General features: G+C 71.2%; 11 protein-coding genes and 2 pseudogenes. 8 read left to right on the top strand and 5 right to left on the bottom strand.

All coding sequences use genetic code 11. The features are described 5' to 3' along the window. Window positions 1-326: 326 nt before the first annotated feature. The 6 genes from ACZ5VQ_RS16360 (at window position 327) to ACZ5VQ_RS16335 (ending at window position 7,698) form a co-directional block, all read left to right on the top strand. Window positions 327-1,580, top strand: coding sequence for an NAD(P)/FAD-dependent oxidoreductase (locus ACZ5VQ_RS16360; RefSeq protein ID WP_469105440.1), 1,254 nt, complete (start codon window positions 327-329; stop codon window positions 1,578-1,580). Beyond that, window positions 1,581-4,178 carry a nitrite reductase large subunit NirB gene (gene nirB / locus ACZ5VQ_RS16355; protein WP_469105439.1) on the top strand — a complete coding sequence of 866 codons (2,598 nt, stop codon included), beginning with the start codon at window positions 1,581-1,583 and terminating at the stop codon, window positions 4,176-4,178. After that, complete coding sequence (nirD, locus tag ACZ5VQ_RS16350; RefSeq protein WP_469105438.1) at window positions 4,175-4,534, top strand: nitrite reductase small subunit NirD; 360 nt, start codon at window positions 4,175-4,177, stop codon at window positions 4,532-4,534. Before nirB ends, nirD begins: the two co-directional genes overlap by 4 nt. Before the next feature lie 163 nt (window positions 4,535-4,697). After that, window positions 4,698-5,282 (top strand): TetR/AcrR family transcriptional regulator, encoded by a 585-nt coding sequence (locus ACZ5VQ_RS16345; RefSeq protein ID WP_469105437.1) that lies wholly within the window; start codon window positions 4,698-4,700, stop codon window positions 5,280-5,282. Between the two features lie 160 nt (window positions 5,283-5,442). Then, window positions 5,443-6,813 carry an MFS transporter gene (locus ACZ5VQ_RS16340; RefSeq protein ID WP_469105436.1) on the top strand — a complete coding sequence of 457 codons (1,371 nt, stop codon included), beginning with the start codon at window positions 5,443-5,445 and terminating at the stop codon, window positions 6,811-6,813. A gap of 117 nt (window positions 6,814-6,930) precedes the next feature. Beyond that, window positions 6,931-7,698 (top strand): SDR family NAD(P)-dependent oxidoreductase, encoded by a 768-nt coding sequence (locus ACZ5VQ_RS16335; protein ID WP_469105435.1) that lies wholly within the window; start codon window positions 6,931-6,933, stop codon window positions 7,696-7,698. A gap of 96 nt (window positions 7,699-7,794) precedes the next feature. Here the strand turns inward: ACZ5VQ_RS16335 and ACZ5VQ_RS16330 are convergent, their stop codons facing one another. From ACZ5VQ_RS16330 to ACZ5VQ_RS16320, 3 genes and pseudogenes are all read right to left on the bottom strand, one after another. Then, the gene (locus tag ACZ5VQ_RS16330) at window positions 7,795-9,267 is read right to left on the bottom strand and encodes a sensor histidine kinase (protein WP_362085177.1); all 1,473 of its coding nucleotides are present in this window, start codon (window positions 9,265-9,267) and stop codon (window positions 7,795-7,797) included. Between the two features lie 230 nt (window positions 9,268-9,497). Further along, window positions 9,498-9,791: pseudogene (locus ACZ5VQ_RS16325) on the bottom strand (winged helix-turn-helix domain-containing protein); the annotation flags it as partial. A gap of 1,107 nt (window positions 9,792-10,898) precedes the next feature. After that, window positions 10,899-11,171, bottom strand: a pseudogene (locus ACZ5VQ_RS16320) (response regulator); the annotation flags it as partial. A gap of 296 nt (window positions 11,172-11,467) precedes the next feature. Between ACZ5VQ_RS16320 and ACZ5VQ_RS16315 the strand changes: the two are divergent. Beyond that, window positions 11,468-12,073, top strand: coding sequence for a carbonic anhydrase (locus ACZ5VQ_RS16315; RefSeq protein ID WP_469105434.1), 606 nt, complete (start codon window positions 11,468-11,470; stop codon window positions 12,071-12,073). After that, window positions 12,070-14,010, top strand: coding sequence for a SulP family inorganic anion transporter (locus tag ACZ5VQ_RS16310; RefSeq protein ID WP_469105433.1), 1,941 nt, complete (start codon window positions 12,070-12,072; stop codon window positions 14,008-14,010). Before ACZ5VQ_RS16315 ends, ACZ5VQ_RS16310 begins: the two co-directional genes overlap by 4 nt. 195 nt (window positions 14,011-14,205) lie before the next feature. Here the strand turns inward: ACZ5VQ_RS16310 and ACZ5VQ_RS16305 are convergent, their stop codons facing one another. Then, window positions 14,206-15,090 carry a helix-turn-helix transcriptional regulator gene (locus tag ACZ5VQ_RS16305; RefSeq protein ID WP_469105432.1) on the bottom strand — a complete coding sequence of 295 codons (885 nt, stop codon included), beginning with the start codon at window positions 15,088-15,090 and terminating at the stop codon, window positions 14,206-14,208. Between the two features lie 36 nt (window positions 15,091-15,126). Next, window positions 15,127-15,933: an SDR family oxidoreductase gene (locus ACZ5VQ_RS16300; RefSeq protein WP_469105431.1), complete on the bottom strand. Its 807-nt coding sequence runs from the start codon at window positions 15,931-15,933 to the stop codon at window positions 15,127-15,129. Window positions 15,934-15,947: the final 14 nt, after the last annotated feature.

Below are 15,947 nucleotides of genomic sequence, written 5' to 3'. Positions count from 1 at the left end.
CCGTTTAGGTGGAAGCACTGTAGGCGCGTCGCCTTTTGTCTTCTCCCCCCCCCCCCCCCCTCACCCCCCCCCCCCCCCCCCCCCCCCCCCCCCCTCCCCCGGCACCTCAAGACTTCCCTGCTCCGGGCCCACGGTCGATGGTGCTCGCACGGAACCCGGAGGTGGGGACAGCCACACCCCGGGCCCGTTCCGGGCGACCTCACCGCGCCCCCGCCCCGCCCGCCGAAAACCCTCACATCCGCGCCCCGGCCCCGCTGAGGGCAGCGTTCCCCGCGGGAAACAGTGGTGATGCGACCGGGTAACACCGGCACCGCACGCTGCGATACATGACCTCGAATACGCGTGTGGTGGTGATCGGCGCCGGCCTCGCGGGCGTACGGCTCGCCCGCAGGCTCGGAGAGCTCGGCATGTCCGCCGTGCTCGTCGGCGACGAGGAGCACACCCCGTACAACCGGGTCCTGCTCGCGGAGGTCCTGGCAGGGCGGTACGCCCCCGAGGTCATCGCGCTGCCGACGCCCGAGCGGCTGACCCGCGGCCGGGCGGTTCACATCGACCGCGCCGAGCGACTGGTGCATTTCGCCGACGGCTCGGTGATCGCATACGACACGCTGGTCCTGGCCACCGGTTCGAACCCGGTCCTTCCGCCCCTGCGAGGCCTGTTCGGTCCTGACCGGCACGAACTGCCCGAAGGCGTCCACGCGTTCCGCACGATGGACGACTGCCTGGGCCTGTCCAAGGCCGTACGGCCAGACACCCGGGCCGTCGTCATCGGCGGCGGACTGCTCGGTGTCTCGGCGGCCCGCGCGCTCGCCGAACGCGGTGCGCAGGTGGTGCTGGCCCAGCAGTCCGAGCGGCTGATGGAGCGTCAGCTCGACCCTTCCGCGTCCAAGTTGGTGCTGCGGCACCTCAAGGACCTCGGCGTCGAGGTGCACACCGAGTGCCGGGTGCGCGATGTGCGCTGTGTCGGCGGCGCGGTCCGCTCGGTCGAGCTGGCCGACGGGTACGCGCTCGACGCCGACCTGGTGGTACTGGCCTGCGGGGTGCACCCGCGGGTGGGCCTCGCCCAGGACGCGGGGCTCGCCGTGCACAAGGGCGTCATCGTCGACGACGAGCTGCGCACCTCCGACCCGCACATCCGGGCGATCGGCGACTGCGCCCAGCACGACGGAAACGTCTACGGTCTCGCCGCGCCCGCCCTCGAACAGGCGGATGTCCTGGCCGGGTTGCTGGCCACGGCGGACCCGGGTGCGGATTCGGGCGCCGACCCGGCCGGGGCCCCCGCGGGCTACACCGGCACCCGCGCCCTCACCCGTCTCACCCTCGCCTCCGGCACCCCTCTCGACCTCGCCGCCTTCGGGGAGCACACCCCGCTTCCCGGCGACGACGTCATCCAGCTCACCGACGCCACCCGCGGCACCTACCGCAAGGTCGTCGTCCGCGACGACCGCCTGGTCGGCGGGGTGCTCGTCGGCGAGCTCGGCACCGTCGGCGCGCTCGCCCGCGCCTGGGAGGGAGCAGAGCCGCTGCCCTCCGACGGCGGCCCTCTGCTCCACCTGCTCACCAACGATGGAGGCTCCTGAATGACCGCCACCCTGGGGGGCACCCCCACGATCGTGCTCGTCGGCCATGGCATGGTCGGCCAGCGCTTCCTCGAAGCGCTCGCCGAGCGCGGCCTGACCGCCACGCACCGCGTGGTCGTGCTGTGCGAGGAGCCACGCCCCGCGTACGACCGCGTGCAGCTGACCTCGTACTTCTCGGGGACCACGCCCGAGGAACTGTCCATGACGGACATGGAGTTCATCAAGGACCACGGGATCGAGCTGCACATCGGCGATCCGGCCGAGACGGTCGACCGGGACGCGAAGCGGGTAACGGCCCGCTCCGGCCTGACAGTCGACTACGACACCCTCGTCCTCGCCACCGGCTCGTACCCCTTCGTGCCGCCGGTCCCGAACAAGGACGCCGAGGGCTGCTTCGTCTACCGCACGATCGAGGACCTCCTCGCGATCGAGGAGTACGCGAAGTCGAGGGCGACGACCGGTGCCGTGGTCGGCGGCGGACTGCTCGGCCTGGAGGCGGCGGGCGCCCTCAAGGGGCTCGGACTCACCTCCCACATCGTGGAGTTCGCGCCGCGCCTGATGCCGGTGCAGGTCGACGACGGCGGTGGCGCGGCCCTGCTGCGCACCATCGAGGACATGGGCCTGAGCGTCCACACCGGTGTGGGCACCCAGGAGATCGTCACGGACGCCTCGGGCGCCGTGACCGGCATGAAGCTGTCCGACGGCTCCGAACTCGCCACCGACCTGGTGGTCTTCTCGGCCGGCGTCCGCCCCCGCGACCAGCTCGCCCGCGACTGCGGTCTGACGGTCGGCGAGCGCGGCGGCATCTCGGTCGACGAGCAGTGCCGGACCGTGAACGACCCGCACGTGTTCGCGATCGGCGAGTGCGCGCTCGCGGCGGACGGCCGGGTGTACGGCCTGGTCGCACCCGGCTACGAGCAGGCGGAGACGGCCGCCGCGACCATCGCCACGGACGAGGCGTCCTTCACCGGCGCCGACCTGTCCACCAAGCTGAAGCTGCTCGGCGTGGACGTGGCGTCCTTCGGCGACGCGCACGGCACGGCCGAGGACTGCCTCGACGTCGTCTACTCCGACTCCCGCTCCGGCACGTACAAGAAGCTGGTCATCGGCCGGAACGGCGAACTGCTCGGCGGCATCCTGGTCGGCGACGCGGAGGCGTACGGCACGCTGCGCGCGTTCACCGGTTCGGTCCCGCCGATCTCCCCGGAACAGCTCGTCCTCCCGGCCGGCGCCGGCGCGCCCGTCCAGCTCGGCCCGTCCGCGCTGCCGGACGAGGCGATCATCTGCTCCTGCCACAACGTCACCAAGGGCGCGATCCGCGGCGCGGTCACCGACCACCAGTGCACGACCGTGCCCGAGGTGAAGAAGTGCACCAAGGCCGGTACGGGCTGCGGCAGTTGCGTCAAGGTCCTCGGCCAGCTGGTCACCTCCGAACTGGAGGCGAGCGGCGTCGAGGTCGACAAGGGCCTGTGCGGCTGCTTCTCCCAGACCCGCGAGGAGCTGTACGAGATCGTCCTCGCCCTGCGCATCACCTCGTACCGGCAGCTCCTGGACCGGTACGGGCGTGAGGGCGCCCGGGACGGCGACGGCTGCGAGGTCTGCAAGCCCGCGGTCGGCTCGATCATCGCCTCGCTCGCGCCCACGATCGGCGCCGACGGCTATGTCCTGGACGGCGAGCAGGCCTCGCTCCAGGACACCAACGACCACTTCCTCGCCAACCTCCAGAAGAACGGCTCGTACTCGATCGTGCCGCGCATCCCCGGCGGCGAGATCACCCCCGAGAAGCTCATCGTGATCGGCGAGGTGGCCCGGGACTTCGGCCTCTACACGAAGATCACCGGAGGTCAGCGGATCGACATGTTCGGCGCGCGCGTCGAGCAACTGCCGCTGATCTGGGCCCGGTTGGTGGACGCGGGCTTCGAGTCCGGGCACGCGTACGGAAAGTCGCTGCGGACGGTCAAGTCGTGCGTCGGGCAGACCTGGTGCCGGTACGGCGTCCAGGACTCGGTACGCATGGCGATCGACCTGGAGCTGCGCTACCGGGGTCTGCGCTCCCCGCACAAGCTCAAGTCGGCGGTCTCCGGCTGCGCCCGCGAGTGCGCCGAGGCCCAGTCGAAGGACTTCGGGATCATCGCCACCGCGAACGGCTGGAACCTGTACGTCGGCGGCAACGGCGGCGCGACCCCGCGCCACGCCGACCTGCTCGCCCAGGACCTCTCGGACGCCGAACTGATCCGCCTGATCGACCGTTTCCTGATGTTCTACATCCGCACGGCCGACCGTCTTGAGCGCACCTCGACCTGGCTGGAGCGGATCCCGGGCGGCCTCGACCACATCCGCGAGGTGGTCGTGGAGGACTCGCTGGGCATCTGCGAGGAGCTGGAGTCGCTGATGACGGCGCATGTCGCGGCCTACCGCGACGAGTGGGCCGAGACCATCAACGACCCGGAGAAGCTCTCCCGCTTCGTCTCCTTCGTGAACGCGCCGGACACCCCCGACCCGGTCGTCGGCTTCGTCCCCGAGCGCGACCAGATCAAGCCCGACCTGCCGCTGCTGACCATCGGCACGCGCCCCCTGGAAGGAAGCGCCCAGCGATGACCCTCGCACCCGAGACGACCACGGCGACCGCCACCACGGTCCAACTCCAGCTGACGGACGGCTGGTTCACGGTCTGCGACCTGTCCATACTGATGCCCGGCCGCGGAGTGGCGGCGCTGCTCCCGGACGGCCACCAGGTCGCGCTCTTCCTGGACCGCACGGGCCGCATGTACGCGATCGACAACCGCGACCCGTTCTCCGGCGCGGCCGTCCTCTCCCGCGGGCTCACCGGCACCCACCAGGGCCGCCCGTTCGTGGCCTCGCCCCTCCTCAAGCAACGCTTCGACCTGGAGTCGGGCCAGTGCCTGGACGACGAGACGGTGAGGGTGGCCACGTACGAGGTGCGGACGCGGTAGGCGGTCGCCCTGGCACCGGTTCCGTCCCGCTCACCCCTGATCCGTCCGGCTCACACCGCATCCATCCTGCTCATGCCGGATCCATCCTGCTCATGCTGGATCCATCTAGGCCATGCCGAATTCATCTTGACCGATCGTTTCAGAAAGGCCTAAGCTGCGGGACGTGGCCAGGACCAAGGAGTTCGATCCGGACGCCGCGCTGCAGTCGGCCCTTGAGCTGTTCTGGCGGCGCGGCTACGAGGCGACGTCGATGGCGGACCTCGTCGAGCATCTCGGCATCGGGCGCGCCAGCATCTACGCGACCTTCGGCAACAAGCACGCGCTGTATCTGAAGGCGCTGGACCGGTACGGGGAGTCGCGCGATGCACTGATGCTGCGCGACTTGTCGCAGGCGGGGGCCGCGTTGCCCGCCGTACGGGCGCTGGTGCGGCGGTTCGCCGCCGAGGCCGCGGATGACGCCCGCCGGGCGGCGGGCTGTTTCGTCACCAACACGGCGGCCGAGCTGGCGCCTCACGATGCCGCGGCGGCACGGCGGGTCGAGCTCAGCTGGGACCACATCGAGACGCTGATGCACTCGGCGCTCGTGCGGGCGCAGGCACAGGGGGAGCTTGCGGAGGACCGGGACCCTCGGGCGTTGGCTCGCATGTTGCTGGTGTTGATGCAGGGGTTGCGGGTGGTCGGCAAGGCTTCGGCGGAGCCCGGTCGGGTTCGGGACGCGGCCGAGCAGGCTCTGACCTTGCTGGATTGAATTGATTCGATTCGGCCCGGATCGGTGTGGTGTGCGGGTGGCTGGGGGCTGGTCGCGCGGTTCCTCGCACCCCTAAAAGACTGCGCAGTTCCCCGTGCCCCTGAAGGGGCGCTGTTCGCTTGCCCTCATACTGAAACGATCGGTCTAGATAGGGGGAACCATGACCGTGACAGTGGCGCCTCCTCGGGCCGGTCGAGGTGCGTTCGTGTTGCTCGGTGGGGTGCAGGTCACTCTGATCTTCACCTTGGCCGCGGTGGCTGTGCCGTTGCCGGGGATCGGGGTGGAGTTCGGGGTGCGGCGCGAGGAGTTGATTCTGCTCAGTGCGGCGTACGGGCTGACGTTCGCCGGGCTGTTGCTGTTCGGGGGACGGCTCGCCGACCGGTACGGCGGGCGTCGGGCGCTCACCGCGGGGCTGTTGGTCTTCGGGGCCGCGTCGGTCGCCGCCCCACTCGCTCCCGGGTACGACGCGCTGCTCGCGGCCCGGTTCGCCCAGGGTGCCGGCGCGGCCCTGATCGCACCGGCCGCGATGGCGGTGCTGCGGACGGTGTTCCCCTCTCCCGCCGCGTACGGCGGTGCGATGGCCACCTGGGGAGGTCTGTCCATACTCGGCGCCACGGCGGGCAACCTGCTCTCAGGGGTCATCTCCGCGCTCCTGTCCTGGCGTTGGGCCTTCGCCGTACCGCTCGCCGTGACGGTGGCGGCGCTCGCGCTGGCACCCCGGGTGCTGCCCGCGGCGACCGGGCCGCACTCCGGGACGAGCGGGCCCGGGCACCCCGCCCGTCCACGTCTCGATCTGCCCGGCGCTCTCCTGGCCACGGCCGGGCTGGCCTCCGCCAGCTATGGGCTCGTGCTCACCGACGCGTGGTCCTGGACGTCCGGCCGGGTGCTGGGGCCGCTGGTCGCCGGGGTCGTACTGCTGGCCCTGTTCGTCGGGGTCGAGCGGCGGGCGCCCGATCCGCTGCTGCCGCCCCGCTTCCTGCTCGACCGGCGGCGCGCGCTCGGGCTCGCCGCAACCGCACTGACCGCGGCCGGGACCGCCACCGTCTTCGTACTGTTCTCGCTCCATCTCCAGGACGAACGCGGCTGGTCGGCGCTGCGGACGTCGACCGCGTTCGTGCCGTTCGCCGTGGCGCTCCTCGCGTCGAGCCGGGTGGCGGGGCGGCTCATCGGCCGGCGGGGGGCGCCCGTCGTCACCGGTGCCGGGCTGGCCGTCGGCGCCGTGGGACTCGTACTCCTCGCGCTGCTCGGAATGAACGACACGGTCCCGTACGCGTACGGGCTGCTCCCCGGGTTCGTCCTGCTGGCGACCGGGGTCGCCGCCTCCTTCGCCGGGGCCGCCGTGCTGGCCACCGACCGGGTACCGGCGGAACGGACCGGGCTCGCGGGCGGAGTGCACAACACGGCGATGGAGACGGGGCCGACCGTCGTCTTCGCCCTGGTACTCGGCGTGGGCGGCGACGCGGCGAGTCTCGCGGTGACCGCGGCCCTCTTCGGCACCGCCGCCCTGGCCCTGCGGCTCGCCCGCGTCTGATCCCTCGTTCTGCCCTATTCCCCGTCCCCGTTCCCCCGTCGGCCGCTGAATTGCTCGTGCACCTCTGATCCTCACACCCGCGTTCCTCAACTCACCGTGTCCGAAAGGGAGTCACTCATGAACCGCACCCGCTTCTCGCACCGCACCGTCCTCGTCACCGGGGGCGGAACCGGGATCGGGCGGGCCGTCGCGCTCGCGTTCGCCGCCGAGGGAGCCTCCGTCGTCGTGGCGGGCCGTACCCGGGCGGCGCTCGACGAGACCGTCGCCCTCGCCGAACGGGCCGGTGGCACGGCGGTCGCGCAGGTCGCCGACGTGGCACGCTCAGCGGACGTCGAGGCACTCGTCCGCACGGCCGTCGACCGCTTCGGTTCCCTCGACATCGCCGTGAACAACGCGGGCGTCTTCCGCGGCGGACAGCCCGTCGCCGACCTCCCCGAGGAGGACTGGCGGACCCTGCTCGACATCAACGTCACCGGTGTGCTCCTCGCCCTGCAGGCCGAGGTCCGGCAGATGCGGACCCAGCCGGGCGGCGGGGCGATCGTCAACGTCTCCTCCAACCTGGGCGCGCACAAGCAGTGGCCCGACACCACGGCGTACGCCGCCTCCAAGGCCGCCGTGTCCGCGCTCACCGCCGGCGCAGCCCTCGACCACGTCTCCGACGGCATCCGTATCAACGCCGTGAGCCCCGGCGCCTCAGCGACCACCATGTCGCTGCGGCCCGGTGAGACCGAGACCGACCGTGCCGCGCGGATGAAGGAGGAGTCGCCGCTCGGCCGTGTCTCGTCGACGGAGGAGGTGGCCGAGGCCGTTCTCTACCTGGCCTCCGACGCCGCGGGATCCGTCGTCGGCACCGACCTGGTGATCGACGGGGGCGCCTCGCTGTAGTGGGCGAGACGCGATGACGCCGAGTGGGGGGCGGTGGGGGTTGGCTCTCAGGGGCGCGGGGAACTGCGCGGCCGGCCCTCACCGGGCCCTGCACATTCAGGACACCCGCTGAGGAACACTCTCCAACGGTCTGGCCGCCGCAGCCGTCGGTGCCCCGGCCGACGGCAGCCGGACCACCGCGTCGAGGCCGCCCCGCGCGCCGGGGCGCAGAAGCACGTCCCCGCCGCTCGCGTGCGCCAGGCGCTGGACGAGGGCCAGCCCCAGTCCCGTACCGCCCTTCGGCGCGTCGGGGGCGCGCCAGAAGCGGTCGAAGGCACGGCGGCGCTGTTCCTCGGTCATCCCGGGGCCCTCGTCCATGACGTGGAGTTCGACACGGGCCGGGCCCGCCGGGCGGTGGCCGAAGCGGCGTTCGTGGGTCTCGGGCCTGCGCAGGTCGATGGAGACGGTGGAGTGACGGGGCGCCACCCGCAGGGAGTTGGACAGCAGGTTGTCCAGGATCTGCTCGACCGCGCCGGACAGGGCGAGGACCGGCCCGCCGTAGTCGCCGAGCAGCACGAGCTGCACCCCGTGCTGCTCGAACATCGGCGCCCAGGCCCGGTGCCGCTCCGCGCAGACCCGGTCCAGGTCCACCTGCTCGCGCACGGCGGCGCTCTCGTCGAGCCGGGCCATCGCCAGCAGCCCCTCGACCATCCTGGCGAGCCGGTCGGTCTCGGTCATCGCGGCGGTCAGGTTGCCCCGGGCGTGCAGGGCGATGTCGGACTCCAGGTTCTCCAGGCGCAGCCGCAGCGCGGCGAGGGGCGTCTTGAGCTGGTGCGAGGCCTCGCCCGCGAAGGCGCGCTGGGAGGCGAGGAGGTGCTCCAGACGGGCGGCCGTACGGTTGAAGGTGGCCGCGAGACTCCGTACCTCCGGCGGTCCCTTGGTGATCGCCACCGGTGTGGACGGGCCGCCCTCGGCCAACTCGTGCGTGGCGCGCTCCAGTTCACGGATGGGGCGGCCGGTCCAGCGGGCGATGGCGAAGCCGATGACCGCGACGGCGGTGAGGGCCGCGAGCCCGCCGAGGGCCAGCAGCAGCCAGACGTGGTGCACCCGCGCGTGCACCATCTGCGTGGGCAGCGTGATCCACACGGCGCCCTGTTTGTACGAGCCGTGCGCGATCGGCGCCGCGACGGAGAGGTACTGGACGCCTCCGATGGTGGAGGTGCGGACGTCCTGCGTGGCGGTTCCCCGCAGCGCCGCCGCGATCCCGGGACGGGCGGCGAGGCCCTGGGTCTCCGTCGCCGACAGCGTGTACGAGCTGGTGACCAGCGCGCCGGACCGGTCGACGATCACCACCTTGCCGCCGATCCGCTCGGCGCAGCGGCTCACCCTGCCGGGCAGGTCCTGCTCCGCGCGGCCGCCCATCGAGAGGGCCAGCGAGGCGTACGCGGAGACCGACTCCGCCTCGTCCTTCGCCATGTTGGTGACCCGCTCCCGCTCTCCCCTGGAGTAGACGAAGCCCAGCGGGATCTCCAGGCAGAGCAGGAGCAGCACGGCGAGACTCAGATAGCTGAGCAGCAGGCGACGCGTCACCGGAAGGCCGCCGGCCGGGCTTCGTGGGATCCGCCGTCCGGGAGGTCGTCGTACGCGCCGCTCGCCCCGAACGACTCGAACGATCCGTACGAGCCGGTCGAACCGAACGAGCCGGTCGAACCGGAAGCGCCGTACGAGCCGTACGAGCTGTTCGGTCTGCCGGGCTGCTCCCCGTACGAGCCGCCCGTCGCCCCGCCCAGGGTTCCGCCCGAGGCCCCGCCCGCCGAGGGCGGCCGGTTCTGCACGGCGAGTCTGAAGCCGACCCCGCGCAGGGTCTGGATCCACGCCGAGTTGCCCAACTTCCTTCGCAGCGTGGCCACATGGACGTCCAGCGTCTTGGTCGGGCCCTGGTAGTGCGGGTCCCACACCCGGTCCAGGATCTGCTGCCGCGAGTAGACCGCTCCCGGGTCCTCGGTGAGCAGCGCCAGCAGTTCGAACTCCTTCGGCGTCAGCGAGACCGGCGAGTCCCCGACCCAGACCTGCCGGGTGCGGCGGTCGACGACGAGGGGCCCGGGCGCGGGCGGCGTCTCGGCGACCGGCTCCGGCTCGCCATCGAGTGCCCCTTCGGCGGGCCCCGCCGACGCCTCCCGCCGCGGCCGCCCGGCCGGGACCGGCGGCGCGAACTCGAAGGCCGGCCCGGCTTCGAAGGAGCGCGACGACTGGTCGTACGGATCGTGGGGGTCGTACGCCTCGGAGGACCGGGTGGCGCCGGACGACAGGTCGTACGGGTCCGGGCCCCGGGTGCCTCCGGACGGGCCGTACGAGGACCGCGCGCCGGTGCCGTTGGTCTGGTCGTACGAGGACCGCGTGCCGGTGCCGTCGGACGGGTCGTACGAGGAGCGCGTGCCGGTGCCATCGGTCCGGTCGTACGAGGACCGCGCGGCCGATGGGGCATCCGCCCCCGAGCCGGCCGGCCCCGGTTCGCCCGAACCGGCAAAGTCTCGCCCGGCGTTGCCCGTCTCAGAGCCGCCACGCCCCGAGCCGCCCCACCCCGCGGTGTCCCGACGCACGCTGTCCCGCCCGGGGATGTCCCGCCCGTGGGTGTCCCGCCCAGGCATGTCCGACCCCGCCGAGAACGACTCACCCGCGAACGGTTCGCCGCCGAACGACTCGCCCCTGAACGGCTTCTCCTCCCGGGGTTCCGAGGCCCGGATTTCCGCAGCCCGGGGTTCGTCCCGAGGTTCCGCGTCCCGGGGCCAGGCACCGGAGGACCCGGCACTCGGAGAGGACCCAGACTCGTACGGCCCCTCGGAGCGGGACCGCCAGTCGGACGAGCCGGCACCCGAGTACCCGGCATCCGAAGACCCGGCATCCGGAGAGGTGGAACTCGGAGCCCCCGAACCAAGCGTCCCTCCGGCGGCGGGCGCCCCGTCGCCGAGCAGGCCGGTCACCCGCACGCCCGCCCCCAGAGTCCCCGACCCGAGCGGACCCGTACCGAGCGGGCTCGCACCGAGCGGACCCGTACCGAACGGGCCCACCACGGGCGTCCCGCCCGGCGGGGTCGCCATGAACTCGCCCTCAGTCAGGCCCTGTTGGAGGCCACGGCCCTGCTGGGTGCGTCGCGTCACCGCCCGTATCCGGGCCACCAGCTCGCGCAGGCTGAAAGGTTTCGCCAGATAGTCGTCCGCGCCGAGTTCCAGACCCAGAACGCGGTCGGCCTCCTCGCCGCGCGCGCTGAGGATGATGACGGGCACGTCGGAGTACTGCCTGATCCCCCGGCAGACGTCGATGCCGTCCATGTCGGGCAGCCCCAGGTCGAGCAGGACGACATCGCCGTACGGCCCTCTCAGTCCGGCGGCCCCGGTCGAGACGTGGCCGACCGTCAGCCCGAAGTGACCCAGACCCTCGGCGAGCGGCTCGGCGATCGTCTCGTCGTCCTCGATGAGCAGCACTCGTACGCCCATAGGTCCTGTCTCCCCATGAATCAGGACAGCACGAATTCCGTGCCGTGGAGGGGACACGCTACAAGAGCCGTCATGGGCACGTCGCCTATACCCGAGGTAATGTGACCGGCTGCTCAAAAACCGTCCCTGGATGGCTCGTTGACGATGATTCAGAGCCCGCGGAGGGCTGCCGGGGACGAAATATGTGCCATTCCTGGTCGCGCTCTAGTGTTCCCTTAACCTTCGCCTGGCAGTCGCCCCTCTACGGTGAGAGCACGACGGGAAAGCCCTGGTCGAACCCCCTGCCGGGAGGAACCGTGAAGGCACTGCTGGACCGCGCCCGCTCGTTCAAGAGGCGCGTCGATTTCGAGAGCGGCGAATACCGGAAGCTGGCCGAAGGCCAATATCCGGAGGCATTGTTCATTACCTGCTCGGACTCGCGGGTCATACCCGCCCTGATCACGGGCGCGCGGCCCGGAGAGATATTCGAGCTGCGGAACGCAGGCAATATCGTGCCACCGCACGGACGGCAGGGTGCGTCCGGCGAGGCCGCCACCATCGAGTACGCACTGGAGGTGCTCGGCGTTCAGGACATCGTCGTGTGTGGCCATTCCCACTGCGGCGCGATGGGCGCCCTGAAGTCCGGCGACGACCTGTCCGCGCTGCCCGGCGTGGACGCCTGGCTGGACCTGGCCCGCCCGGAGCTCGCACCGCTGCTCGACGGTGCCTTCGAGGACCCGTCGATGCCGGCCGTGGCCCAGCTCAACGTCGTCAACCAGCTTGCGGCACTGCGGAGTTACCCGGTGACCAAGCCACGGCTCGACTCGGGACGGCTGCGCCTGCACGGCTGGTACTACGAGGTCGACACCGGCCAGGTCCACGAGCTGGACGAGGACGGCCGCTTCCGGGTGCACGCCGTATGAGCGGGATGCACGCACGCGGACGCGTACCGGCGCACGCCAGGATCCCGGACGCCCCGCCCGTCCCGGACTTCCCCGCCCACGACTTCCCCGCCTACGCCCCCACGCACGCCCCGGACATCACACCGCCGGCCACCTCCCGGATGGACAAGGCGGCCGCGACGGCCAGGACGGACAAGGCGAACAGGACGGACAGGACCGCCAGGACAGCCAGCACGGCCAGGACGGACAAGAACTCCAAGGGACCGAAGGCCGACCTCGCCACCGAGATCACCGCCTCCCTCGTCGTCTTCCTCGTCGCGCTCCCCCTGTGCATCGGCGTGGCCGTCGCCTCGGGTGTCCCCGCCGAGCTGGGCATCATCTCCGGTGTCATCGGCGGCCTGGTGGTCGGCGCGGCGCGCGGCAGCACCCTCCAAGTCAGCGGTCCGGCGGCCGGGTTGGCGGCCCTCGTGGCGGAGACGGTCCTCGAACACGGCGTCGCCATGCTCGGTGTGATCGTCCTCGGCTCGGGCATCCTGCAGATCGTCCTGGGCCTGGTCCGTCTCGGCCGGATCTTCCAGGCGATCTCCCTGGCCGTCGTCCAGGGCATGCTCGCGGGCATCGGACTGCCGCTGATGTTCAGCCAGTTGTACCCGATGTCCGACTCCAAGGCCCCGGGCGCCCCGATCGAGAACATGGCGGGCATCCCCGGTCTGATCGCGGACACCGTGGCCAACCCGCAGGCACTGATCGCCGCCGGACTCGGCGTCGTCACCATCGTGCTCAGCTTCCTGTGGAAGAAGATGCCGGGCCCGGTCAAGAAGATCCCGGCCGCGCTCGTGGCCGTCGGGATCGGTATCGGGGTCGCCTCGCTGCCGGGCGTGGACGTGAAGACGCTCCAGGTGGGCAATCTGCTCGCGTCCGTGAACGTCCCCGGCCCGAACGAGTTCGCGGGACTCGCCGACGTCGGGATCATCACCGCGATCCTCACCTTCACGGTGATCGCCTCGGCGGAGAGCCTCTTCACGGCCGCCGCGGTGGACCGTATGCACAGCGGCCCGCGCACCCGCTACAACCCCGAACTCATCGCCCAGGGCGCCGGAAACACCGTGGCGGGCATCCTCGGCGCGCTCCCCATCACGGCGGTCGTGGCCCGCAGCTCCGCGAACGTCCAGGCCGGCGCCAAGACCCGGCTGTCCCGCACGCTGCACGGCCTGTGGCTGCTGGCCTTCGCGCTGCTCCTGCCCCAGGTCCTCGCCCTGATCCCGATCGCCGTCCTCGCGGGCGTCCTCGTGCACAGCGGCTGGAAGCTCTTCGCCCCCGAGGAGTTCCCGAAGATGTGGCGCCAGGACCGGGGGGAGTTCGCGGTGATGACCCTCACCACGCTGGTCATCGTGGCGACCGCGCTCCTCGAAGGCGTCCTCTTCGGCCTGGCCGCCGGCATCGTCCTCGCGGCCCTTCGCATGTCACAGACCGTCATCAAACAGCACCTGGAGGAGGACACCGCGAAGGTCGTCATGGCGGGCAACGCCACGTTCCTGCGGCTGCCGCAGCTGATCGAGGCCCTGGAGGCCGCCGCGGAGGCGGGCAAGCCGCGCATCCGGCTCGACCTGACCGGTGTGACCCACCTGGATCACGCCTGCCGCAACCAGGTGGAGGAGTTCGTCGCCCAGCAGCGGGGGTTCGGCCTGCGGGTGGAGCTGCTGATGCCGGGGCCGGCGAAGCCGACGAGCACACCGACGGGCGGTGCGGACACAGCGGCCGACGAGGGTTTCCCCTCGACCGCTCGCCCGGCCGGCAGCGTGCTCCCCCGCCGCGGGCACGCGTCCCCGACGGCCGCCGGTGCCACGTATCCGACCCAGAGTCGCGGCCCGAGCCCCACCGCCGAGTGGTTCTACCTCGACACCCGCCCCATGCCCGAGGAGTACCCGACCCGTCCGGAGGAGTACGCGTCGCGGTAGGGGCTGCTCCGCCGGGTGGCTCGATACCTGCCGGTCGGCCGTTGCTGTGCGCCCACACCCCATGCGAGGTGTGGGCGCACAGCAACGGCAATGGGACCTCTCGGCGGGCTGGAGCCGGTGGTGCGGCTGGCCGAGCGGTGCGGTCTGCCCGCGCTGGTCGGGGAGACGGACCCTAGTACGGCTGAAGGGGTTGGACTATCCGTTGTGTGGTTCGAGCTCGGTCGCCAGTGCCTGTTGGGTGGCCGCCCACGACGCCAGGAGCGCCAAATTGTCGGCGGTTGGTGTGCCCGCGGGTGCGGTGTAGACGTTGAGGTGCAGGCCGGGTTCGGCGGGCAGTTCCATGGACTCGACGTCCAAGTCGAGCTGGCCCACGATCGGGTGGTGCACCCGCTTGCGGCCGGACCGGTGCAGCCGCACGTCCTGAGATGCCCACCGCTGCCGGAATAGTTCACTGCACGTTGACAGTTCGCCGACTAGGGCGATCAGTTCCTCGTCGTGCGGATTGCGGCCGGCTGCCATGCGCAGCTTCGCGGCCGCGTCACCGGCAACCTGGTCGTAGTCGACAAAGAGATCTCTGGCCGCCTCGGGGTTTAGATAGACGAACCGCGCTGTGTTCGCGGGCCGTCGCGGGTCGGCCAGCACCGGTGAATACAGCGCGCGAGCGAGTTGATTCATGGCGAGCACGTCATAACGGCCGTTACCGATCCAGGCCGGCGCATCGGAGATCGCGTTGAGCACCTGCTGCAGTGTCGAGCGCACCGTCACGGCAGGCCTGCGCCGGCGTGGGATGCGGGGCGCCCTGGATTGGCGCGCGAGGTGGAACAGGTGGTCGCGCTCGGCTTCGTCGAGTTGCAAGGCAGAGGCCAACCCGTCGAGCACGCCGTCGGAGGCACCGGCGAGGCTGCCGCGCTCCATGCGCACGTAGTAGTCGACGGATACCCCCGCCAGTAGCGCTACCTCCTCGCGGCGCAGACCTTTGACCCGGCGGTTGCCGCCGTAAGCGGGCAGGCCCGCCTGCTCGGGTGCGATGCGGGCGCGACGTGAGCTGAGAAACTCCCGGATCTCGGTGCGTAGATCCATCGCGGTTATCTCCTCACCGTAAGCCCGTCCCGCAGCCTAATGGATATTTGTTGCGGTCGTTGCGGTGCCGCCATCCACCGGGATGATGGCGCCCGTGAGGTAGGACCCAGCCCGGCTGGCGAGAAACACGGCGGCACCCGCCATGTCGTCGTCGCGGCCGACCCGGCGCAGAGGGGCCGCCGCCGCGATCGTGTCGCCGATGGCATCGAGAGTGGTCGCCATCATCTGCGACGGGAACACTCCCGGCGCTACCGCGTTCACCGTGATGTGCTGTGGGCCCAGCTCTCTGGCAAGTACCCTGGTGAGCTGATGGAGTGCCGCTTTGCTGCTGGCGTACGAGTAGTTGGGCGACGGGGCGACGTGGATGGCGGCGATGCTGCCGATGTTGATGATCCGTGCGGGATCATCGGCGGTGCCCGCCTTACGAAGTGCCGGGAGCAGCGCCTGCACCAGCCAGAACGGTGACTTGAGGTTGAGGTCGAGCACTGCATCCCAGGCCTCGTCCGGGAACGTCTCCAGCGGCTCGCGCCACATCGCTCCCGCGTTGTTGACAAGGATGTCCAGGCGTTCCGAGTCGGCCTGGACAAGATCAGCGAGGCGCTGACACTCGTCGTGCCTGGACAGGTCGGCGGGGATTGCTCGAACGTCGCCGAATTCGGACAGTAGACGCTGTGCCTCCGCGCACGTGTCTGCGTTGCGTGAGCTGATGACGACGCGGGCGCCCGCCTGGAGAAGGCCGCGCGTTATCATCATCCCAATGCCTCTGGTGCCGCCAGTGACAAGGGCGTACTTTCCCCTCAGATCGAAAAGTTCTGCGTGAGTGGTGAACTGGTTGTCCGCCATTGGTCTCCGTCCCT

The sequence above is a fragment of the Streptomyces sp. NPDC033178 genome (assembly GCF_055577685.1).
This window is presented reverse-complemented; position numbering and strand designations above follow the sequence as displayed.